This is a genomic window from Rhizobium sp. YTUHZ045 (assembly GCF_051124255.1).
In the GTDB taxonomy this organism is placed as follows: Bacteria; Pseudomonadota; Alphaproteobacteria; order Rhizobiales; family Rhizobiaceae; genus Rhizobium.
Genome location: NZ_CP101432.1, coordinates 1,621,571 through 1,640,556, shown reverse-complemented (window position 1 = coordinate 1,640,556; position 18,986 = coordinate 1,621,571). Strand labels below are relative to the sequence as shown.

At 59.8% G+C, this 18,986-nt stretch carries 28 protein-coding genes; 15 read left to right on the top strand and 13 right to left on the bottom strand.

Translation table 11 applies throughout. The features are described from left to right. The first annotated feature begins 11 nt into the window (after positions 1-11). The 3 genes from NMA58_RS08270 to NMA58_RS08260 all read left to right on the top strand — a co-directional run bounded on the left by NMA58_RS08270 (position 12) and on the right by NMA58_RS08260 (position 2,770). Positions 12-398 (top strand): helix-turn-helix domain-containing protein, encoded by a 387-nt coding sequence (locus NMA58_RS08270; RefSeq protein WP_434712961.1) that lies wholly within the window; start codon positions 12-14, stop codon positions 396-398. Between the two features lie 80 nt (positions 399-478). Further along, on the top strand, positions 479-2,239 hold the full coding sequence (locus NMA58_RS08265) for a ParB/RepB/Spo0J family partition protein (RefSeq protein ID WP_434712960.1): 1,761 nt from the start codon (positions 479-481) through the stop codon (positions 2,237-2,239). 57 nt (positions 2,240-2,296) lie between these two features. Continuing rightward, positions 2,297-2,770, top strand: coding sequence for a hypothetical protein (locus NMA58_RS08260; RefSeq protein WP_434712958.1), 474 nt, complete (start codon positions 2,297-2,299; stop codon positions 2,768-2,770). Here NMA58_RS08260 and NMA58_RS08255 read toward each other — a convergent pair. Genes NMA58_RS08255 through NMA58_RS08225 form a run of 7 tightly spaced genes read right to left on the bottom strand, consistent with a single transcriptional unit; the run spans position 2,679 to position 7,560 of the window. Further along, positions 2,679-3,467, bottom strand: coding sequence for a hypothetical protein (locus NMA58_RS08255; protein ID WP_434712956.1), 789 nt, complete (start codon positions 3,465-3,467; stop codon positions 2,679-2,681). The genes NMA58_RS08260 and NMA58_RS08255 overlap by 92 nt on opposite strands. Next, positions 3,464-3,751, bottom strand: coding sequence for a hypothetical protein (locus NMA58_RS08250; protein ID WP_221094217.1), 288 nt, complete (start codon positions 3,749-3,751; stop codon positions 3,464-3,466). Before NMA58_RS08250 ends, NMA58_RS08255 begins: the two co-directional genes overlap by 4 nt. Before the next feature lie 32 nt (positions 3,752-3,783). Further along, the gene (locus tag NMA58_RS08245) at positions 3,784-6,021 is read right to left on the bottom strand and encodes an AAA family ATPase (protein ID WP_434712955.1); all 2,238 of its coding nucleotides are present in this window, start codon (positions 6,019-6,021) and stop codon (positions 3,784-3,786) included. After that, entirely contained in the window at positions 6,014-6,331 is a 318-nt protein-coding gene (locus tag NMA58_RS08240) for a hypothetical protein (RefSeq protein ID WP_434712954.1), read from the bottom strand. The genes NMA58_RS08245 and NMA58_RS08240 overlap by 8 nt, the downstream gene beginning before the upstream one ends. Continuing rightward, positions 6,328-6,639, bottom strand: coding sequence for a helix-turn-helix domain-containing protein (locus NMA58_RS08235; RefSeq protein ID WP_434712952.1), 312 nt, complete (start codon positions 6,637-6,639; stop codon positions 6,328-6,330). The genes NMA58_RS08240 and NMA58_RS08235 overlap by 4 nt, the downstream gene beginning before the upstream one ends. Before the next feature lie 14 nt (positions 6,640-6,653). Then, positions 6,654-6,980, bottom strand: a complete 327-nt coding sequence (locus NMA58_RS08230) for a hypothetical protein (RefSeq protein WP_434712951.1) — start codon at positions 6,978-6,980, stop codon at positions 6,654-6,656. Continuing rightward, positions 6,973-7,560, bottom strand: coding sequence for an MT-A70 family methyltransferase (locus NMA58_RS08225; protein WP_434712950.1), 588 nt, complete (start codon positions 7,558-7,560; stop codon positions 6,973-6,975). Before NMA58_RS08225 ends, NMA58_RS08230 begins: the two co-directional genes overlap by 8 nt. A 28-nt stretch (positions 7,561-7,588) precedes the next feature. Between NMA58_RS08225 and NMA58_RS08220 the strand changes: the two genes are divergently transcribed. After that, a complete protein-coding gene (locus NMA58_RS08220; RefSeq protein WP_434712949.1) occupies positions 7,589-7,714 on the top strand; it encodes a hypothetical protein in 126 nt (41 codons plus the stop codon). On the opposite strand, the gene NMA58_RS08215 is transcribed toward NMA58_RS08220, so the two are convergent. The 6 genes from NMA58_RS08215 to NMA58_RS08190 form a co-directional block, all read right to left on the bottom strand. Next, positions 7,708-8,400 (bottom strand): J domain-containing protein, encoded by a 693-nt coding sequence (locus NMA58_RS08215; protein ID WP_221094210.1) that lies wholly within the window; start codon positions 8,398-8,400, stop codon positions 7,708-7,710. The genes NMA58_RS08220 and NMA58_RS08215 overlap by 7 nt on opposite strands. Next, the gene (locus NMA58_RS08210; RefSeq protein WP_434712948.1) at positions 8,397-8,993 is read right to left on the bottom strand and encodes a hypothetical protein; all 597 of its coding nucleotides are present in this window, start codon (positions 8,991-8,993) and stop codon (positions 8,397-8,399) included. The genes NMA58_RS08215 and NMA58_RS08210 overlap by 4 nt, the downstream gene beginning before the upstream one ends. Before the next feature lie 139 nt (positions 8,994-9,132). Further along, positions 9,133-9,609, bottom strand: coding sequence for a hypothetical protein (locus NMA58_RS08205; RefSeq protein WP_434712947.1), 477 nt, complete (start codon positions 9,607-9,609; stop codon positions 9,133-9,135). An 11-nt stretch (positions 9,610-9,620) separates the two neighbouring features. Continuing rightward, positions 9,621-10,151 (bottom strand): GcrA family cell cycle regulator, encoded by a 531-nt coding sequence (locus NMA58_RS08200; RefSeq protein ID WP_434712946.1) that lies wholly within the window; start codon positions 10,149-10,151, stop codon positions 9,621-9,623. Continuing rightward, a complete protein-coding gene (locus tag NMA58_RS08195) occupies positions 10,148-10,615 on the bottom strand; it encodes a hypothetical protein (protein ID WP_434712944.1) in 468 nt (155 codons plus the stop codon). Before NMA58_RS08195 ends, NMA58_RS08200 begins: the two co-directional genes overlap by 4 nt. Before the next feature lie 59 nt (positions 10,616-10,674). After that, a complete protein-coding gene (locus NMA58_RS08190) occupies positions 10,675-10,953 on the bottom strand; it encodes a hypothetical protein (RefSeq protein WP_434712943.1) in 279 nt (92 codons plus the stop codon). A 56-nt stretch (positions 10,954-11,009) separates the two neighbouring features. Between NMA58_RS08190 and NMA58_RS08185 the strand changes: the two genes are divergently transcribed. The 11 genes from NMA58_RS08185 (at position 11,010) to ssb (ending at position 18,984) form a co-directional block, all read left to right on the top strand. After that, positions 11,010-11,783 (top strand): S24 family peptidase, encoded by a 774-nt coding sequence (locus tag NMA58_RS08185; protein ID WP_434712942.1) that lies wholly within the window; start codon positions 11,010-11,012, stop codon positions 11,781-11,783. Between the two features lie 620 nt (positions 11,784-12,403). Beyond that, entirely contained in the window at positions 12,404-12,616 is a 213-nt protein-coding gene (locus NMA58_RS08180; RefSeq protein WP_434712941.1) for a hypothetical protein, read from the top strand. Next, entirely contained in the window at positions 12,606-13,541 is a 936-nt protein-coding gene (locus tag NMA58_RS08175) for a YqaJ viral recombinase family protein (protein ID WP_434713393.1), read from the top strand. Before NMA58_RS08180 ends, NMA58_RS08175 begins: the two co-directional genes overlap by 11 nt. Then, positions 13,528-14,325, top strand: a complete 798-nt coding sequence (locus tag NMA58_RS08170) for a hypothetical protein (protein WP_434712940.1) — start codon at positions 13,528-13,530, stop codon at positions 14,323-14,325. Before NMA58_RS08175 ends, NMA58_RS08170 begins: the two co-directional genes overlap by 14 nt. Before the next feature lie 12 nt (positions 14,326-14,337). Beyond that, complete coding sequence (locus NMA58_RS08165; protein ID WP_434712938.1) at positions 14,338-15,465, top strand: recombinase RecT; 1,128 nt, start codon at positions 14,338-14,340, stop codon at positions 15,463-15,465. Positions 15,466-15,538: 73 nt separating this feature from the next. Next, positions 15,539-16,204 carry a 3'-5' exonuclease gene (locus NMA58_RS08160; RefSeq protein WP_434712937.1) on the top strand — a complete coding sequence of 222 codons (666 nt, stop codon included), beginning with the start codon at positions 15,539-15,541 and terminating at the stop codon, positions 16,202-16,204. Position 16,205: 1 nt separating this feature from the next. Continuing rightward, on the top strand, positions 16,206-17,321 hold the full coding sequence (locus NMA58_RS08155; RefSeq protein ID WP_434712935.1) for an ATP-dependent DNA helicase: 1,116 nt from the start codon (positions 16,206-16,208) through the stop codon (positions 17,319-17,321). Position 17,322: 1 nt separating this feature from the next. Next, positions 17,323-17,901: a J domain-containing protein gene (locus tag NMA58_RS08150; RefSeq protein ID WP_434712934.1), complete on the top strand. Its 579-nt coding sequence runs from the start codon at positions 17,323-17,325 to the stop codon at positions 17,899-17,901. Continuing rightward, entirely contained in the window at positions 17,898-18,107 is a 210-nt protein-coding gene (locus NMA58_RS08145) for a hypothetical protein (RefSeq protein WP_434712933.1), read from the top strand. The genes NMA58_RS08150 and NMA58_RS08145 overlap by 4 nt, the downstream gene beginning before the upstream one ends. Further along, entirely contained in the window at positions 18,104-18,442 is a 339-nt protein-coding gene (locus NMA58_RS08140; RefSeq protein ID WP_434712931.1) for a hypothetical protein, read from the top strand. Before NMA58_RS08145 ends, NMA58_RS08140 begins: the two co-directional genes overlap by 4 nt. Beyond that, the gene (gene ssb / locus NMA58_RS08135; RefSeq protein WP_434712930.1) at positions 18,442-18,984 is read left to right on the top strand and encodes a single-stranded DNA-binding protein; all 543 of its coding nucleotides are present in this window, start codon (positions 18,442-18,444) and stop codon (positions 18,982-18,984) included. The genes NMA58_RS08140 and ssb overlap by 1 nt, the downstream gene beginning before the upstream one ends. The last annotated feature ends 2 nt before the right edge of the window (positions 18,985-18,986 follow it).

The following is an 18,986-nucleotide window of genomic DNA, read 5'->3' as shown; positions in this document are numbered from 1 at the left end:
GGAAATTCGTCGTGAAGTCCAAATCTCCCGCATCCGCCGACGTTCAGGTCGGCATGAATATTCGGCAGCTCCGCCTCCGGAAGAATATGAGCCAGCAGGAACTTGCTGGCCACCTCAGCATCACGTTCCAGCAGGTCCAGAAATATGAGAAGGGATCGAACCGGGTGAGCGCCAGCCGGCTCGTCCAGATCGCCGCCGTCTTCGGCGTCAAGGTCGATGTCCTCTTCACCGGGGCCACGGCCGAGCTCGACATGCCTGCAGGCGGCCTACCGCAGATGAGCCGCGAGGCGCTGGCGGTTGCCGTCGACTTCGACGCGATCGAAAACCCGGCCGTTCGGCTGACGATCCGCGGCCTGGTCAAGTCGCTCAGCAACCAGCTCGCCGACCATGCAGCCTGAGAATACGCGCCGCCGGCGCCGATCAAGCCGACCCTCCTTCCACCGCTATCCCGCTACCCAACTCAAGAGGTTTCACCGACATGGAGCAACTGTCGCTCACCACAGATCGTCTCGTCCTGGACTCGAGCAACGCCCGCAAGATGCGGGACAAGGACTCCTTGGCGTCGCTCAAGGCATCAATCCTTGCCCACGGCATCATCCAGCCGATCACCGTCCGGCCGCCCGCGGCCGCTGATCGCGATCTCGAAGGCGATCGCTATCGCGTCTTCGCCGGCGGCCGCCGTCTGACGGCCGTGACAGAGCTGATCTTCGAAGGAAAGCTGCCGGCAGATTACGAGCTGCCGGCGCTGATAAAGGACGTTGACGATACCGGCGCCGACGAAATGAGCTTGGCGGAGAATATCTTACGACGTGCAATGCGACCGGTAGATGAGTTTAAGGCCTTCTCTCGCTTGGCCGACGAGGGCGCAACTGCGGACGATATCGCCTTGCGTTTTGGCCAGACTGTGCGGTTCGTGCAGGGGCGTATGGCTCTCGGTAGGCTGCACCCAGTCCTACTGGAGATGCTGGATCAGGATGAGATTCGGCTCGAAACGGCGATGGCATATACACTTGAGCCCGATCCGGAGCGACAGCTGAATATCTACAACAATCTTCCGGACTGGAAGAGGACCTCCTCTGTCTACATTAAGGAAGCCATTTCAGGTACCGGCACCAAGTCGAATGGCGGCCTCGCCAAATTCATCGGCGAAACGCGATACATCCTGGCCGGCGGCAAGATAACGAACGACCTATTTGAAGATCACAGTTTCTGGGTCAGCTCCGAGATCGTCGAAAAGCTGAAGGTTGAAAAGATCGAGGAGATGAAGAGTGAGCTGCTCGCGGCAGGCTGGGCATGGGTGAAGACCGCCGAGGAACTTGGCAACGATCTCTGGTACATGGACACGCTTCGTCCTGAGGAGTCGGGCCTGCCAGTCGAACAGCAGGAGCGTTTGGAAGAGTTGCAGGCACAACTTGAGGAGTTCGACGAGGTCGATATCGACGAGCTTCCTGCTGATGAGCAGGAACGATTCCGCGAACTCGACGCGGAGCATGATGAGCTAAGCAAGCTGGCGAAAGGTCGCCACTCAGCCGAACAGCGTGCCCAATCTGGCGTAGTGATCCGTACCGACCGCGACTATTGCCTGGATTTCGGCAAGCTGCCGCGCGGCACGACAGCGTCGAGCAGCTCTTCACCCAAAGCCGAGAAGGATCCTCTGGCGATCTCGGCACCAGTGTTATCCGAGCTGGGCAAGGCCGCCACTGTGGCGCTCGCCGAAGCCGTCGAGGCCCAACCCGACAAGGCACTGGCATTGTTGGCAGCCCTACTTGAATTGGGCCCCACATCGCCGTGGCAACAGCATCGACCCGGCCGCATCAGCATCGCAGCTCCTGGGGTTACCGTCGGGGGCTTTCAAGGTGTGACTGCGAAACGCTCCTACAGCGAGGCATTCGAAGAATATGCCGCAATGAAGGCCGTCGACTTGAAGAAGGCCCTTGCTCGGTTGGTAGCTGGGGCCGTGGACATAAGCCAGGAATGGCTTTCGTCCAACGCAAGCATGAGGACGGCGACTCTCGAAACCTTCGACGTCGACCCCACTCCGCATTTTGATGTCGACTCCTTCTTCACCGCGGCCCGCAAGCCGATCATCGCCGCCGCCTATAAGGAGATGACCGGCCAGGATCTGAAGGACGGCAAGAAGGGCGACATGGTCGCGATCGCTGTCGACGCAGCGAAGAAGACCGGTTGGCTTCCCGAATATCTCCGCACGGCGACATACAAACCGAAGAAGTCGAAATGAGATGCGGCGCTTCGGCGCCGCTCCTCTCCGAATCGTATATAGACAGGGAAACGAAGAATGATCGCGACGACAGAGGTAGCCTCCGTGGCCGACGAAGAAAGCAACGATTTCCGCACGTGGATGAAGTCCATGGGCTTTAATGCAAAGCAGGTCTCAAATGCCGGCGAAATGGTTGGCATGTCCCCCTCGCTCGCTGGGCATTCCAGCCGTGGGCTTCGGGAACTCACCTATACCGAACGGCTTGCGATGGCCGCCGCGACGGCTGGGCTGCCGGCATGGACGCCAGAGAAGGCCGACGAGATTGAGACTGTCAGAATTCTGCGCCGGATCCTGAGCGACGAGATATTCGCTGCTCAATCCGGAGTGGCCACCCAAGAAGAGGCTGTGAAGACCATCAAGGCGCTTATCCGCTCCGAGGCTTATCGGATAGCATCGGAGTCTAGGGCTGCGTCGAACGCTGCTGATCCTGAGACGGACAGGGTGATTCTCGATCTTCTGCGCGCTGCCGCGCAGCGTTCCAGCGGGCATTAAAATCTCGCATTGTCATCATGTGAAAGCGCACCGACAGATCGTCGAGCGCTTTCAGCAGCTTCGTAATGACGCGGTCCCGCCGATCGGCGCGGACCTTTTCCCAAAGCCAGATGTCATGAAAGACGACGTCTTCGATCATCGAGAACGTCGACTGTTCCAGACCAGGCGTTCTGTTCGCTCCGCGCAGCTCGCTGAGCCAGCGGATGCAGTCCATCTTGTATTCGCCCGGCAGCCGGCCGGGCATCCCACCACCGCTTGAACCTTCCAGGTTCGCGGCCTTCAGACCCGAGATCTGTGCGCCCTCGCAGATGCTGCGCAAACGCTGGCCTGCCGATAGCCGGCGATAGGCCGCGCCGTGGGCGTCGTGCTTGCCCTGCAGCAGTCCCTTGCTGAAGAGATATTCCAGCGGCGCGCTGTTGGTGATGACCGGCATGGCGCGCTCGCGGCCGATGCTGGCGATCTCGGCTTTGCGCCCGTCCCGGCCAGCGATAGCATCCGGAGGCAACACGGAATGCCTCGAGCCGATCTTCCATTCTTCCCAGCCGAACGCCTTCGCCATCACGGCGTAAAATGTAGACCGCCGTTGCTCGACATCCGGCTCTCGACCGTAGTGCGCGATCAGCGGCAGGGCACGCTTGCGCAGCTGCGCCTTTTCGAGCCGCTTCGCTTCCAACCGTTCCTTGAAACTCTTCGTCACATGCGCCTCCGGAGCGGCCCGGGTTTGCCTGTCGAGCCGAGCGGCAGGATGGTGAACGGCACTCTGTCGAGCATACCGTCATCGATGGGCTCGCCCTGGTCCAGCCGGATGCTTTCCAATTCCTTCAGCTTTTCCCTTCTGTCCTCGTCGGTCATCTTAGATCGGCCGGAATATTCGCTGCGGCCTATGATACCGGCGACCTGCTTGGTGCGCAGGCTGAGCGCGATCGCGATGGTCCTCTCCGGATAGCCTATTAGCCAAAGCACATAGGCAACGTATTTCACCCTATCCCCGTGGTGGCTACGAATCTTAACTCTCAAAATGGCACCTCTACTTCCCCTCGTCGGAAGGCATCAATTTCAGGATCATCGGTTTCGTTGAAGATTTCCGCTTGCCGCTGCGGATCTGCGACCTTCTTCGGAAAGGTCCGGGCAAAGCCACGGATGGGCTTTCCTGTCCACCACATATAAGGGGAATCGTACCCCATGATCCCATACTTCTGCAGGCCGTCACGGGCGGCCGCCACCGCCTTGCGGACGCGCTCGCGAGCTTTCTTCTTATCCGGCTCCTCGACCATCTTCGAAACGACGAGGTCGGCATAATCGGAATAGCTGACGATGGTCTTGCCGAGCGCCGCGATCGGGCCGTCCATCCGATCGGCGACCAGCTTGCCGTGCTTATCCATCGCCTCGAAGAAGTTGATGAGGAACCGGCGTTCGGAGGGATTGACCGAGAAGCCCTCGGCCTGCTGCAGCTTCTTCAGCCGCTCCTTCTCGTTCACCGAAAGCACGACGCACGACGTGATGTCGCGCTCGTTCACTTCGTCGTATCCAACGATGACCTGGGCGAGCGAGAAGTCGATCTTCACCCCGTCCTCATCATCCTTCTGCTTGGAGAGCACCAACGTGCGGACCTTCGTGGCTTCGTCGTTGGTGACGGTGAGCACCTGGTCGACGTCGGCATAGAGCGAAGTGTGTCCACGTAACTTTTTGCCATCTGCATTGAGGTGGTGGACGATCATGACATGGGCGCCGGTCTCGGTGGCGATCCGGTCGACGTTCTCCATGATGATCGAGATATCCTTGCCGCTGTTTTCGTCGGCGCCGGCGGTGGCTTTGGAGAAGGTATCGATGACAACAAGGCGCAGCGGCTGGATCATCACCAGCTTCCATGCATTGATCTCATCGATGAGCTTCTGTGTGTCGCCGTCCTTTGAGAACAGGTCGACCCGCGACGGCATGAGATAGAAGGGAACCTCTTCGGAGTCCGGCACCGCGAAATGCGTGCGATAGGCCTTTGCCCGCTTCTTCAGGCCGCGGGCGCCCTCGCCTACCTGATAGATGACGCCGCCCTGTTGAACCGGGCGGCCCAAGAACTCCTGGCCGCGGGCGACGCACATGGCGAGGTGCAGAGTGAGGAATGTTTTCCCGGATCCCGAGGGACCGGCGACAACCGAGCGGTCGCCGACGGTCAGCATGCCATGGACAAGATATTCGAGGTCCTTGCCCGGTTGGTCCAGATCCCGCCAGGACATCACCCCGAAATGCGAACGCGGCGGCTCAGGTGACCAGGCCGGCGCCTTCTCGATGAGCGCGATCAGCTTATCGGCCGTGCCGCCGCCCTTCTCTTTCCAATCGGTGATATCTTCCTTCGGACCGCACTCCGGCCAGTGCTTGGCGATATCCAGTACACGGACGCTGAAGGCGATGCCGCGCAGCGCGGCGGCGCGCGCCTGGACGCGGTTCCGGCCCGTATCATCGTTGTCGTTGCAGATGACTATGTCGAGCCCGGCCAGTTCGTTATCGAATGCAGGCTCCCAGTATTTGGCTCCGCCAACGTTCGTCGTGCCGACAAATCCCCATTCGGTGACCGTGTCGGCGTCCTTCTCTCCTTCCATCAGAAGAACGGTACCGCCTCCGGCTTTTCTCATCCGGCGGATCTCGGCGAGATTATAGAGGAAGCGGGGTGCGTCCGGAAAATCCTCCTCTTCCTCGTATTTCCGATCTTCCTTGGACTTCCACCAATTGGCGATCTCGCCCTTCTTCACCTTGGACCGGCCGTAACGACCTGCCTGCAGGCCCCACACCCAGCCGCCTTTCGGGTGCGGCCGGCGCTGCATGAAGCGGCGCGGCGCCGACTTCGGGAACTTGAGGACCTGGTAGGCGAGTTTGCCGGCATCGTCGAAATATTCGTAGAATGCGATCGGCTTTGGGTCCATGAAGTCAGGGAACCCGCCCGGCACGTCGACCGGATCATGATGCTTGGCAACAGGATTTTCCCGGCTTTCAAGATAGCCGTTGTCGACGAGCCACTCGACCGCCTCGCCTTTGGTCAGTCCCTTGAAGGCGCGCAGCAGATCGAGAACGCCGCCGCCCATCTGATCCTCGTGATCATACCAATTGCATTTGGTGAGATCGACCGAGATCGAGCCGTTCTTTCCCCAACGCAGCTCCGAACGCGTCGAGAGATGCCTATTCGGATCTCCTATCGTCTCGCCGAGGATCCGGCGTGCGACCGGCTCCATGATAGCTGCGAATTCTGCATTGTCAGTCACGGCCTGCACCACTCCTGACCCTTTGAACTTCTATAACCTTGCCGCCCTTGCGAAACAGCCGCTCAGCGCTGGCACGCCGAGCGTCACGCATGGTGCCGCCGGCAATCTCGCCGGAGCTGACCAGATGTCCGTTGAAGTATGCGATGAAATGTTCCAGCACGGCCTTGGTGGCTGACAACTCGTCGACGAAAACCTTCGGTCTGCCCTTCTTGTTCAGGAGCGGCTTGGCCTTGCCGTCCCGGGCCAGGCGCAACATTGCCTTCCAATTGCCGCCTTTCGTTGGTTCGGCGAATCCCTGGAACTCGTTCATGCCTGCCCCGCTCGGTATGACTTCCATGCATCCAGGATTCGAACGACCGTGGGCTCGGACACGCCGAGAGATTTTGCGAGCGTGGCGGTGTCCCATTTTTCTTTCGCGCGCAGCAGCAGCACGGCGCCGACAATGGCGTTGAGATCTTGATCTGATATCGGCATGCTCTTCTCGCGCCCGCAGACAGCCGCAAATCCCATGTCGAAGATCTGACCAGCCCAGACGGACGTTGAGATACCCCGCTCCTTGGCCTGTCGATCGAGCGTCGCTTTCGCCTTTTCTGCTACAGAAAGCTGAATGCCGACCATTTTCGAACGGAACGTCATGCTGCCTCGTCCTTCTCGTTGAGGATCCCGAGCGCCATCGAGAACATCAGGACGGCCGCGGCCAGCTTCCGACCGGCGTGCTTGTCGTCGGCTATCGCCGGATCGCTCGAGAACGCCTTGCGCGCCGTGTCGACCACACTGTCCATGGTGAAAGTGCATTCGGCATCGATGGGCCGATTGGGGAACTGCTCAGCGATCGATTTCCGCACGAGGCAGGTCGACCATCGACCGTCACCGTGCTCGATGAGAACACGCGACAGCCCGGGCTCCGCCACGATCGGCAGGCCGAGAAGACTGCTTCCCGGTACCGAGTCTTTAGCCATTGAATTTTCCCTTCTCGTCTCCCCAAGTTTCCCAGCCTGCCCGATCTGTCCGGCTGAACAGTTCGAGTCTGCGCTTTGCGTGGGGCATTAGTTTTTCAGCAACCTCAAAGCCTTCTTCCGGTTTGCGAGAATGTTCGCGAACCTTTCCGTAGAAGACGGACCTGGTTGACCGAGTGGTTTTAGGATTGCCGCGCGTCCCGATCAGGACAGGCTCCGAAGCGGACCGGAAAATATAGCCTGTCCCAAAGGCCAGTTTGTCGTGGACCGTGGTTTTGATCCACGCGCCCGCGGTCTTGAACTCGAACCCCCAGATCTTCATCGTCTCGATTTGCTGATCGAGCATGGGGTTGGTCCCGTACATCCATAACAGAGTGTCTGGAGCAGCCAGCTCGGCGACCGGGAACGCCCTGATTTCCTCGATCGGGAGGCACCTGTAATGCGCTTTGGCGTTCTTTCGCTCGCCACGCGCCGACCAGTTCGCGAAGTCCCACGGCGGATCAGCCATGATGAAATCGTATGCACCCGGCTCAAGGCCGGGGAACGCCCAATTCACACCGTAATGGGAAAAGAGCGTGTCCATCTGATCAGCGCACCTGGTGGAGCGTTGGGTGACTGCCACTCATTTGTTTGCTGGCGTGCTGAAAAAGGCCATAGAAGCCGAGGCTCAGGAATATGACCATGAGTACCGTCAGGAAAATGGTTGCTATGTGGTGCATCACGATGTCCATCAGTAGAAAACCGTCCTGGAGGTGAATGATGGAAAGGTGGAATAGCTGGCCTGGCCGCCACTCCATGGCGGCTCAGGCAGGCTCTCGCATTCGTAGCTCTCGAGCTCGGCGAGCATGATGTCGCCCACGCGGATCTGCTTCTTCAGCCGGTCCAAGGTCGCCTCGGCTTCTGCAATCTGGTTTTCAATAACGCGAGCGACCATGTTGTCGCCCTTACCCTTCCGCCGGGTTTTCCCCTTCATGAGGCGCAGTCTACGGAGGCGATTTTGATTGCTGGTCCTGCTGGTCGCGAAGTCGTTTAAGTTGGAACATACGACCTGACGCATCAGATCCGGAATGTTGGCGTGCTCTGGCGGCATGCCGTCGCCATTCGCCAGACCGCTGATGACGGCTCGGCAGATATCGTCAAGAAGACCTCTCGCCGCCTTGCACTCCTGCTCTGTCGCCCTGAACTGCCGGCGATCCCACAGCGACTTCGCAACCGGATCCATCAAAAAATCGTGGGCTTCCTTGAGTAAAAGGAAAGCCCTGGCGTCGCCGCCGGCGTCACTGTGCAGCTTCTTCGCCCGTCGTCGATATGCGGAACGGATCTGCTCTGGCGTCGATCGGCGCCTGATGCCAAGGATCTCATAAGGATCCCACTCGTCGCTGTGGATCGTCTGCTCAACGCTGGAAATAACAAGCGCGCTCATGCCCCGCCTCGCTTTCTCGATGCAGCTTTCAAGAAGAGATCGTCGACCGGCTGGGCGAGCTTGGGAGCAAGCTTGGCCTCAGCCCACGACCAGATCGCCAGCGCGTCGGAACGATCGTGCGAGATGTCCTCGTCAGAAGGCAGGATCCAGCCGAGTGCCATACACTTGCGGAAGACGATCGGCTTCGCATCCTCACCCTTCATCCCGCCGTTGCCGATGAAGTGCTTTCGAACCGTCGATGGTGTCGCGTACTCCCAATCGAAAACGCCGAGCCCATACGCCATGCCGCGCACCGCGGCTGGCAGGCCGTAAAGGATTTCAAACGCGGCGCTCGACGTCTGACCCTGCTTCGATGAAGGTGCGATCGGCAATTCGCAGATGATATTGGTCGGCTTGAATTCCTCGATCGCCCAGGAAATGAAGCGCATCGCGTTCCAGAACTTCGCGCCGTTCGAGATCGGACCGCCCTTCGGGGCGTTGCCGTCGCGCGTGAAGTACCGCGAGCCCGACACCGGCGCGGTGCCGGCGACGCCGAACGCCCAACCAAATCTGGACGCGAGATCGAGGGTAAGCATGCGAGGAGCGTCGGACATCGCTGATTTTCTTGTTGTGGGTTGTAGCGGTCGCTTTGGCGGCCCGACCTGAGAACGACATCAGGTCGGGCCCGACATGCCTTTGTTGCGCGATGGCATGCCGTCGGCGCTCAGGAGAAGCGCCGTCCAATCTCAGAATTCAGTGAACCTTCGCCGCGGCGGCTTCCGCCTTCGGCGCGGCCGCATCCCATGCGGTCTGCTCGTCTTCGGACATATCGCTTTTCACGGCACCGACGATCGCAGCGGTGCGATCGTCATCGCTGGTTTCTTCGCGCTCGACAGCAGCGGCACCCAGCGGCAGATCGGCGAAATCGCCGAGGGCTTCGCGGATATCCTTAAAGACCTGCTGCGCATCATCCTCGAGCTCTTCCATGATGCTCTCGGCCCTGCGCTCCAGGTCGCGAGCTTTGACCACGGCCTTCAGCACGTTCTTGGGCAGGCCCTGCGACTTCGCGTCATCGAGCAGGTCGCTCTGCTCTTTGCGGATGCGCCGGCAGCGTTCCATGTAGCTCATCTTCTCGCGAAGGATCTCCTTCTCGAGCTCTTCGAACTTGTCGACGAAGGACGCCATCTCGCTGGGGTTTGCGCGGTTTCTGCCTTCAAGAACTCTTGCCATCATTCGGCTCCTCAATGTCCATGCGGCGAATAGGCAAGCCGCTCGTGGCTGGTGCAGTAGAGATTGGATGCGCGGGCGCCGCAGAAGATCGGCTCGTGTCCCTGCAAGCCGTTGACCGGCCAGTGGCACTGGCGAGCGCCAAGGTTTTCAAGAAGAACAGGAGGGACGCCGTCGATTGGATCGAATGCTCGGGACTTGGCGATCGGCTCAAGGGCGATCATGTCGGGAACGGCCTTCACGGAGGCTTCGGTTTTAACCCTGTAGGGTATGGCCGAGTGATCGGCTGGCTCCTCATGCGCTCGGCGCGCGGTCTTCTTGGCTGTGGCGGCCTTCGCGGAGGTCTTGGAGATGCCGGCCGGCTTCGCCTGGCCCTTTCCATGCTTGATGTTATAGCGCGTCAAATAGCCGATGATCGCGTTCCGAGTCACATTCCTGAATCGGTTCGCAATGATTGATGCCGAAAAACCTTTCGCGGCCAGCGGCTTGATAGCTTCAATGCGCTGCTCTTTGCTGAGGGTTAACCAATCTGGAAAAGTGCTCATGCCGCCACCTCGGCCGCCAGCGCCTGCACCACCCGGTGCTGATCAGCAGACAACGGCATGCCGTTCTCGGCGAGCTTCTTCTCCATCTCGGCAGCGGCACGCGCGAAATCGCGCCGCGCCTTCGCATTGCGTCTGTGGGATAGCGCCATGCGGATCGCCATCGCCTCGTCGTCCCAAAGCCTGGTCGCCTCGCCATTGAAGATGGCGCGCACACGACGCAGGGTGATGTCGTCGGACGAGAAGCGACGGAGATCGGTTGCGATCAGCGGATAAAGAACCTTGGCGGGCTGGCGGCCAGCGATTAGTTCGCCGAGCTCACGCAGCATCGCCTGCGGGGAAGACACACCATACTCAGTCTTCCCCGCCGCATTGCCTTGGGAGGCATTCGGCAAATTGTCGTTGCTGGAAAGGGTTTCCAGGCGATTGGCAACAGTTTCCTGCCTTTTGGCAACAGGAGCTGGCACTCTCTTCGCATGAACCTGCGAAGGAGAAGAAGATGCCACGAAGTCGAAAGCGAGTGAGGTCACTGGAGCGCCTCCGTGACGGGAAAAAATTCGCTATGCATCAAAGCGATCCCCTCTTTCTCCGCGAAGGCGATAAGGAGCGTTGCATCCTCAAGCGGTATAAGACCGCCTGTCCCACCCTTTTCCTTCGACGCCATCCAGCGATAGACGCGCGAGACGTGCTTGCCGGTAACCTCGGCGCACTTCTGCACACCAATTTTGGCGACGATCGATTTAGCGGGTTCGAGATATTTTTCGCTCATGTCGCGATATTTGCGATTATCGCGATTTACTGTCAAGCGAATTTTGCGAACTTCGCGATAGAAGTTTTTGCGTATTTCGCGAGTATCGCATCATGAGAGATCCGCAACACGACGTAAAACAATGGCTTGCAACGAAATTGGAAGAGCGCGGCGAGAAGGCCGCGTTCGGCAAAGCGATTGGAATGACGGCCGACAAAGTCACCCGCTCGATCGAGTTGGAAAGTTCGGATCCCAAGAAGCGCAGAAAGCTCGATTTGAAAGAGATCGAGGCCGCTGCGCGATATTTCGGAGAGCTTCCGCCTGGCTTCGAAGGCATGAAAGAAAAATGGCTGGGCGCGGACTTCGTTATTAGCGTCGGCGATCAGCGTCACATCATTGGCCAGGCAAAGACATCGCGAGCGCAAAAACCAGAGCCGAATGCCAGCTTCCCGCCGCGATATCAACAGTTTCCTGACGACGTTTCCATTCCGCTTCGCGGCCAGATCTCAGCTGGGCCTAACGGCCGTTTCATCATGAACGGCCAGGACATCGCACGCGTCTTCTGCCCTCCGGGCCTTGACGGAGTGGAAGGCGCATACGCGGTACAAGTGCAAGGTAGTTCCGGGGAGCCGAGGTTCTTCAACGGCGAAACCGCATGGGTGAATCCCCATGCCAAAGTTAGGCAGGGCGACGATGTGATCGTGCAGGTCTTGGGCGACAACGACGGCGACGAGGTTTACAGCTATATCAAGCGCTATGTCAGTCAGTCAAAGGACACTCTGCGCCTGTACCAATACAACCCCGGCGAAGGCGAAACGCACGAATTGGAATTTCCAGCTGATAGGGTTTTCAGCATCCACAAGGTGGTTTTTCACGCGATGCTTTGAGTAAGTTCTTCGCCACGCCACGTCGGCCGGATCGTCAAATTGCGGAAGGCCGGCGTTGTCTTAGGGCACTCGCTGCACCGGATTTTTCGGCATAACTGCATGTAATTGTGGACCCCAAGTTCTGAGGCCTTCTGAAGGTTGCTCAGACCGAGGATGCGGGAATGCCCGCAGTCGTCACACGCCACGTAAAGGCTTGATAACTCAACAACAAGCCTCATTGCGTCGGGATGATCGGACGGCGGTCGCTGCATTTTAAACTCCTTTCTTGTTCTCATTTCGTTCATGGAGGAGAAAAGCAGGACTCCGGTTGAGAGTCGAGTCGGAAAATGATTCGCATCTACCAAAAGTTTTGAAAAGCTCTCGCGCAATCTCTTCTACAAAACGAGATTATCCACATAGATCAAACATCTATTAGGGGGGTGGCCTGAAGGGCCACCCCTATGGATATTTATATAAAATAACTCCGCGCGCCCGTGCGAGACGGGGAGCCATCCGTATTCGATAAATCGCGATATTCGCAATTTAGCGATTGACTTAATTCGCGATAATCGCAATTATCCGCTCAACATCGGATTGGTCAGCTCCAAGAAGCTGCCAACTGGAGCGAGCGGATCCCCAAAATGGATGACTACAAGCCAGGCCACCAACTGCCAGATAGCGTTCCGGTCTCAATCGGCACCCTTTCTCGCCTGACGATCGCCGACTGCATCCGCAAATGGGCGGTGGGCGGGGCGCTGACAGAGCGCGAACGCCTGATCATCGACGAGGCTCTTGCCGCCAACCGTCTCGAAATGATCGGCACCGTGTTCTCCGGGGGTGCCGATGCCCGTTGAATGCATCCTCCCCGGCGATCGCGCCGACTGGCTGGAACTCCGCCGCGGCTTCATCACGGCATCTGTCGCTGGCGCGTTGCTGTATTGCCACCCTTATACGACCGCCTACCAGCTCTGGGCGTTGAAGACCGGGAGGCTCGATGAAAGCACGGAAGAAAACGAGGCTATGCGTCGCGGCCGCCTGCTCGAGCCCGTCGCTGTCCAGATGCTGCGCGAAGAACGCCCGACATGGACGATCGATTATCGCGCTGACAATGCGTTCTACTGCGACCGAGACCTGAAGCTCGGCGCTACGCCGGACGCATATGCCTACAGGCCCGACGTCAGTGGGCGCGGGATCGTGCAGTTCAAGACGTCGTCAGAAGAAGCCTACCGATCCGGATGGATCGATCCTGAGTCCGGCGAAGTCGAGGTTCCACTCTGGATCGCCGTGCAGGCGATCGTCGAGGCCAAGATGACCGGCGCCGCCTGGGCGGCGGTGGCGGTCCTCGTTGTCGGCCGCGGGATCCACATGGAAGTGGTCGATATCCCGCTGCACGCCGAGGTCTGGCGCGCCCTGGTCACCGCGACGAATGCTTTCTGGCGCATCACCGACGCCGGCGGCCACCCGCCGGTCGATTGGGATCGGGATGGCTCGGCCGTGCTCGACGTGAACCGCTGGACCGAAGCGAAGCGGATCGATCTCTCGGGCGACGAAACCGTCGACCTATTCGCCAGCAATCTCGAAGACACCCGGATCAAGCGGCGCGAGCTGCAGAAGCGCGAGGACGTGCTTCGTGCGCAGATCCTTTACGCGATGGGCTCGGCCGAGATCGCGTCGACCAAGCGCTTCGAGATCCTTGCGCCCACCACCGTGCGCGCCGACGGCGCCACACAGCGTCAAATCCGTATCAAGCTAAGGGATCAAAGCAATGGACGCTTCTGACGTGGCCGGAATCGGCCACAACCGACCGCCCCTCACACTCACCGAGCAGCTCGCCGTCGATTACCGGAAGCTGATGGACCAGGTTGAGAAACTGGCAGCCGACGCCAATAGCGTGAAGGCCCTCGTCGATGCGGCCGAGACGCCGGCTGAAGACGGTAAAACGGCCGGACTCACCGACGAGCTTGTCGAGAAGATGGTCGAGATCGGCAAGACAGCGACAAAGCTGGCCGGTGCCAGCGGCATTGACAACGATCGGACATCGGCCACCAAAAGCCGCCGTGACGAGATCGAAATCATCAACGGCTTCTTCAACACCATGAAGAGTCGGGTCGACCGCATCAAGACGGCTTTCGCTGAAAAGGTCGGCGCCTACCACGACGAGAAGCGTGCCCGGGAGGCGCGCGAGGCGGCAGAACGGGCCCGCATCGCCCAGGAAGAAGCCGCCGCTAAGCTCGAAGAAGCGCAGAACGCCGAGCATTCCGTCCTTGGCGATGTCGTCATGAATGAAGCCGCGGTGTTGGAAGATGCCGCGCAGAAGGCGGCGCGCGAGGCTTTGAAGGCCGGCACCGGCCCGACCCGCACAGCTGCCGGCACGATCAGTAGTAGCGGCCGCTGGACGGCTGAGATCGAGGATGCGGCGAAGATCCCGCTCGAGGAGCTGCGCAACTTCATCAGGATCGGCGATCTCGAAAAGTTCGTCCGCGCCTACGCCCTCCACCACAAAGACACCAAGCCCCTGCCCGGCGTCCGGATCTACCGCGACTCCAAGACCTCTTTCCGCTGATCGGAGCATTTCATGAACGACGTAGCTATTTCGAATGATCCAAAGGTCCAGACGCTTCGCCAGCAGATCGAGCAGCGGCTCGAAAGCTTCGCCGAAGCGCTTCCCTCCCATATCACGCCTGAGCAGTTCAAGGCGGTGCTCGTTCGGGCCGCCATGGGCGACCCCAATCTTCTTCTTGCCGATCGGGTTTCGTTCTTCGAGGCCGCACTCGCCGCCGCCATCGATGGTCTGATGCCCGATAAAAAAGAAGGCGCCATGGTGGTCTACAACACCAAGATTAAGGATGGCGGCAAGGACGTCTGGATCAAGAAGGTCCAGTGGATGCCGATGATCCGCGGGATTTTCAACAAGGTCTACAATACCGGCCTTGTGAAGAGCGCGACCGTTGGAATCGTCTATGGGGGCGATCAGTTCCGCGCCTGGGTCGATGACGATGGCGAGCACCTGTTCCACGAGGAGGCAGAAGATCAGGACCGGAAGCTGATCCGGCGCATTTACGCGCAGGTGGTGATGAAGGCAGGCGGTTGCTACGTCGACACGATGCGGACCGCCGACATCGAAAAAGTTCGTCAGTCTTCAAAGAACAAGGATAGCGGCCCATGGGTTGATTGGTGGGAGGAGATGGCCTTCAAGACCGTCTTCCGGCATTTGTCCAAACGTCTTCCCTTCTCGCGCGAGATCGCTCCTCTCCTCGATCGCGACAATTTTCTCTACGACCTCGCCGGCCAGGCGCGCGACATCACGCCAGCGGCCAACAGGCCTCGGGGGATTGCCAACCGGCTCGACGCCCTCGTCGGCATCGCCGATCAGTCAGGCAGCCAGGTGCCGATGGAGAAACTGGGGGAGAACGAAAAGGAGAAGCAGCCGGCAAGGCGGCAGGAGACCCGTAAGCCTGCGGAGCGCCGGCAGCAGGATGATCGGCAGCGGGACGAACGTCGCGATGATGATCGCGGCGGCGATGGTGGTGGTGATGAAGGTCGCGGTACCGGCGACTCGGCTGCTGATGAAGCAGCGGCCTACCGCGCCGGCCGTGATGCTCGCGCCAAGGAAATGAGCCGGAAGGCTATCCCGGCCGAATACAAGAAGGATGAAGCGCTGACGGCCGCGTGGCTCGAAGGCTTCGATGCAGAGGGGAACTGATATGGATATCGCCCCTCTCTCCATTTTCCGCCTTTGCGACACCGAAACAACCGGCTTCCCGCCGCACGCTGAAATGTGCGAAATCGGCTGGGTCGACATCGTGTTTTATCCTGATGGCTGGAAAATCGAAGGCGAACAGCAGAGCAGGTTCGTCAATCCTGGTCACCCGATCCCGGCGAAGTGCACCGAGATCCACGGCATCACCGACGACATGGTTGTCGACGGCATGGATCCCAGTGACGCAAGGGCTTTGTTGTCGCGTGGCGCCACGCTCCTCGGTGCCCACAACGTCTCCTTCGACAAGCAATTCGTTCGATCACCGCTTCCGTGGATTTGCACGCTCGAGTGTGCCCGTCACGTCTGGCCACAGGCGCCGAACCACAAGAACGAGACCCTGAAGGAGTATCTCGGCATCAAGGTCGAGGGCGATGCCCACCGGGCCGGTTACGACGCGGCGGTGTCCGCTCATATTTTCCTTCATCTGACCAGACACCTTACCATCGCGGAGATGCTCGGATTATCAGATCCTGGCGCAGTCCCCCTTAAGATGCCGTTCGGCGAGCACAAGGGAAAGCGCTTCACCGAGATTCCAGACGGCTATCTGTCGTGGCTCACTCGATCCGACGTCCGCAAGGGCGTGAAGATCGCCGCGCAGAACGAGATCAACCGGCGCAACGCCGCGAAGCCGTCGGCGCCGGCGTCTCGGCCGCGCTCGAGCTCCTGGGACAGGAGCTTCTGACATGCGCTTCTCGCCCGTTCAATCCGCCGCCATCGATACCGTTGCCGGGTGGTTTTACTATGCCTCTGCCGAGCGGCCGATCTTCCGGATCTTCGGCTACGCCGGTACCGGCAAAACTACTCTCGCCCGACACTTCGCCGAACAGGTCGACGGCCGCGTCCACTACGCGGCCTTTACCGGCAAGGCCGCGATGGTCATGCGGAAGAACGGTTGCGAGAACGCAACGACGATCCACTCCACGATCTACAATGTCGAGCTCGACGAAAAAACCGGCAGAACCTCGTTCAAACTGAAGCCGAAGTTCGAACTGCAGGGCATCAAGCTTTTCATCATCGACGAGTGCTCGATGGTGGACGAAGAGCTTGGTAACGACCTTCTCTCGTTCGGTATTCCGGTGCTGGTCCTCGGTGATCCGGCGCAGCTCCCCCCAGTCAAGGGCGGTGGCTTTTTCACCAATGCAGATCCGGACGTCATGCTGACGGAGATCCACCGGCAGGCACAGGAAAATCCGATTCTGAGGGCGGCGACAGCCGTACGCGAAGGCAGGCCGATCAAGTACGGCAACTACGGTGCACTGCAGATAATCGGCCGCGGCGAAGTGACGGCCGATCTGGTCAAATCCGCCGACCAGGTCCTCGTAGGCGTCAACAAGACGCGCACAGCATATAACGATCGCCTTCGGGAATTGGCTGGTTACAGGACCAAGATGCCTGAGCCCGGCGACGTGCTGGTCGCCCTCAAGAACGATTCCACTCTCGGGATTTTCAATGGCGGCCTCTGGAAGGTTCTCGCCCTCAACAAGCAGTCGAAGGGTGCTCTCAAGGATATGTGCGTGCGCATGTCGGTGAAGTCCCTCGACTTCGACAATGCCGCACCGGTCGACGTGCGCGTCCGCGAGGAATTTTTTCAGGGCCGCGGCCACGAGGTCGACTGGAAAGATCTACGCGGAACCCAGCAATTCGACTTCGGCTATGCCCTTACGGTCCACAAGTCGCAGGGCAGCCAGTGGGCAAACGTGTGCCTGTTCGACGAAAGCGCCACCTTCGGCGCCGATCGCGGCCGGCACCTCTACACCGGCATCACCCGGGCCTCCGAAACTCTAACGATTGTGATGTGACATGAGCCCCACGGCGTATCCCCTCACCTGGCCGCACAATATCCCCCGGACGAAGAACAAGGCCGTCTCGAAGTTCAAGACCACCCTGCCGGCGGCACTGAAGAACGTCCGCAGCTCGCTCCAACTCTTCGCCACCGACTCAGGCAAGAAAGTGGATGGCATCACGATCTCTTCGAACGTCACGCTTGGCGTCGATCGGCCCGATGATCCTGGTGTCGCTGTCTGGTTCCAGTGGGACGGCATGTCGGTCTGCATCGCGGTCGACCGTTACCCGAAGGTCGAGGACAACGTCCAGGCTATCTATCACATCATCGACGGACGGCGCACCGAGCTGCGCCACGGCGGCCTGCATATCGTAAAGGCCACCTTCACCGGCCTACTGGCGCTGCCGGCGCCCGATCACCGGAGCTGGCGCGATGTCCTCGACATCAACTCAGAAACTCCGACCCGCGAAGTCATCGAAGGTCGGTTCCGGACACTTTCCAAGTCCCGTCATCCAGACGCACCCGGAGGCTCGCAGGAGGCGATGGCCGAACTCTCGCGGGCCAAGCAGGAAGCTCTGCAGGAGATTGGCCAATGATCCCGGTATCTGAGATCCACGACGCGGTCGAAGTCGCCGCCGGCGCGAGCACGGCATCTGGCATCGAGATCCTTAAACCTCGCACACCTTCGCAGGACAAGATTGCGCACACGCGAAGGGTTGTCCGCCTCTTCCTTGAGAACGTCGACGGAGGCCTGACTGTCGAGGATCTGCTCGAAGCCTTGGACGAAGGGGATCGGGAATGAGCAAGCCGCCCCGCACGCCGAGCGAATGGCTGCTGTTCCTTGCTGAACTCGCCGATGCCCACCCGCTCAGAACCATGACGGCTGCTGGATCCGATCTGCAGCGAGCCTTTCATGCTTTTCTTGTCGACGCCGGAAATTCCGGAGCGGATCCGCAGGACCTGCGCGCCGATCTCCTGACCATTCTGCCGCGCCTCTGCACCACCATCATCCAGTCCGAGCACGCCGGCGCAGCCTGTGGCACGTGCGCGGGCAACTTCGGCTTCCAACTCTACAGTGAGATCGCCAGACACATGAAAGAACTTTCTAATCAGCACGAAACGGGAGGACTGCACTGATGGCCGGCTCCCTCAATCAGGTAACGCTGATCGGACATCTGGGCCAAGACCCAGAGATCCGACGCACTCAAGGCGGCAACGCCGTTGCCAACTTCAGCATCGCCACCACGGAAACGTGGCGCGATCGCAATTCTGGCGAGAGGAAGGAAAAGACGGACTGGCATAATATCGTGGTCTGGAACGAGGGCCTCGCAAAGGTTTGCGAGCAATATCTCCGCAAGGGATCGAAGGTTTACGTCCAGGGAAAGCTGCAAACCCGCAAGTGGCAGCACCAAGACGGCAGCGATCGCTACACGACGGAAGTCGTTCTGCAGTTTGACGCCAAGCTCATCATGCTCTCCGGCCGCGACGAGAACGGCGGCGGCGATAGCCGCCGTGACGATCGAGGGGCCAATCGTGGAAATGGAAGTGGCGGCGGCAGGTCGAATGGCCGTGGCGCTGACGACGACTTCGGGCCCGGCAGCTATGGCGGCGGCGGCAGCGGCGGCGGCTTCTCCCGCGAACTCGACGACGACATCCCATTCGAAATGCCCTGGAGGTGACC

Excerpts from the sequence above, each read along its gene's own strand:
- NMA58_RS08215 (WP_221094210.1), bottom strand. The coding sequence starts at position 8,400 with ATGAGCGCGCTTGTTATTTCCAGCGTTGAGCAGACGATCCACAGCGAC.
- NMA58_RS08260 (WP_434712958.1), top strand. The coding sequence starts at position 2,297 with ATGATCGCGACGACAGAGGTAGCCTCCGTGGCCGACGAAGAAAGCAAC.
- NMA58_RS08155 (WP_434712935.1), top strand. The coding sequence starts at position 16,206 with ATGCGCTTCTCGCCCGTTCAATCCGCCGCCATCGATACCGTTGCCGGG.
- NMA58_RS08240 (WP_434712954.1), bottom strand. The coding sequence starts at position 6,331 with ATGAACGAGTTCCAGGGATTCGCCGAACCAACGAAAGGCGGCAATTGG.
- NMA58_RS08180 (WP_434712941.1), top strand. The coding sequence starts at position 12,404 with ATGGATGACTACAAGCCAGGCCACCAACTGCCAGATAGCGTTCCGGTC.
- NMA58_RS08165 (WP_434712938.1), top strand. The coding sequence starts at position 14,338 with ATGAACGACGTAGCTATTTCGAATGATCCAAAGGTCCAGACGCTTCGC.
- NMA58_RS08185 (WP_434712942.1), top strand. The coding sequence starts at position 11,010 with ATGAGAGATCCGCAACACGACGTAAAACAATGGCTTGCAACGAAATTG.
- NMA58_RS08225 (WP_434712950.1), bottom strand. The coding sequence starts at position 7,560 with ATGGACACGCTCTTTTCCCATTACGGTGTGAATTGGGCGTTCCCCGGC.
- NMA58_RS08175 (WP_434713393.1), top strand. The coding sequence starts at position 12,606 with ATGCCCGTTGAATGCATCCTCCCCGGCGATCGCGCCGACTGGCTGGAA.
- ssb (WP_434712930.1), top strand. The coding sequence starts at position 18,442 with ATGGCCGGCTCCCTCAATCAGGTAACGCTGATCGGACATCTGGGCCAA.
- NMA58_RS08150 (WP_434712934.1), top strand. The coding sequence starts at position 17,323 with ATGAGCCCCACGGCGTATCCCCTCACCTGGCCGCACAATATCCCCCGG.
- NMA58_RS08145 (WP_434712933.1), top strand. The coding sequence starts at position 17,898 with ATGATCCCGGTATCTGAGATCCACGACGCGGTCGAAGTCGCCGCCGGC.
- NMA58_RS08235 (WP_434712952.1), bottom strand. The coding sequence starts at position 6,639 with ATGGTCGGCATTCAGCTTTCTGTAGCAGAAAAGGCGAAAGCGACGCTC.
- NMA58_RS08230 (WP_434712951.1), bottom strand. The coding sequence starts at position 6,980 with ATGGCTAAAGACTCGGTACCGGGAAGCAGTCTTCTCGGCCTGCCGATC.
- NMA58_RS08210 (WP_434712948.1), bottom strand. The coding sequence starts at position 8,993 with ATGTCCGACGCTCCTCGCATGCTTACCCTCGATCTCGCGTCCAGATTT.
- NMA58_RS08265 (WP_434712960.1), top strand. The coding sequence starts at position 479 with ATGGAGCAACTGTCGCTCACCACAGATCGTCTCGTCCTGGACTCGAGC.
- NMA58_RS08200 (WP_434712946.1), bottom strand. The coding sequence starts at position 10,151 with ATGAGCACTTTTCCAGATTGGTTAACCCTCAGCAAAGAGCAGCGCATT.
- NMA58_RS08205 (WP_434712947.1), bottom strand. The coding sequence starts at position 9,609 with ATGGCAAGAGTTCTTGAAGGCAGAAACCGCGCAAACCCCAGCGAGATG.
- NMA58_RS08140 (WP_434712931.1), top strand. The coding sequence starts at position 18,104 with ATGAGCAAGCCGCCCCGCACGCCGAGCGAATGGCTGCTGTTCCTTGCT.
- NMA58_RS08170 (WP_434712940.1), top strand. The coding sequence starts at position 13,528 with ATGGACGCTTCTGACGTGGCCGGAATCGGCCACAACCGACCGCCCCTC.
- NMA58_RS08160 (WP_434712937.1), top strand. The coding sequence starts at position 15,539 with ATGTGCGAAATCGGCTGGGTCGACATCGTGTTTTATCCTGATGGCTGG.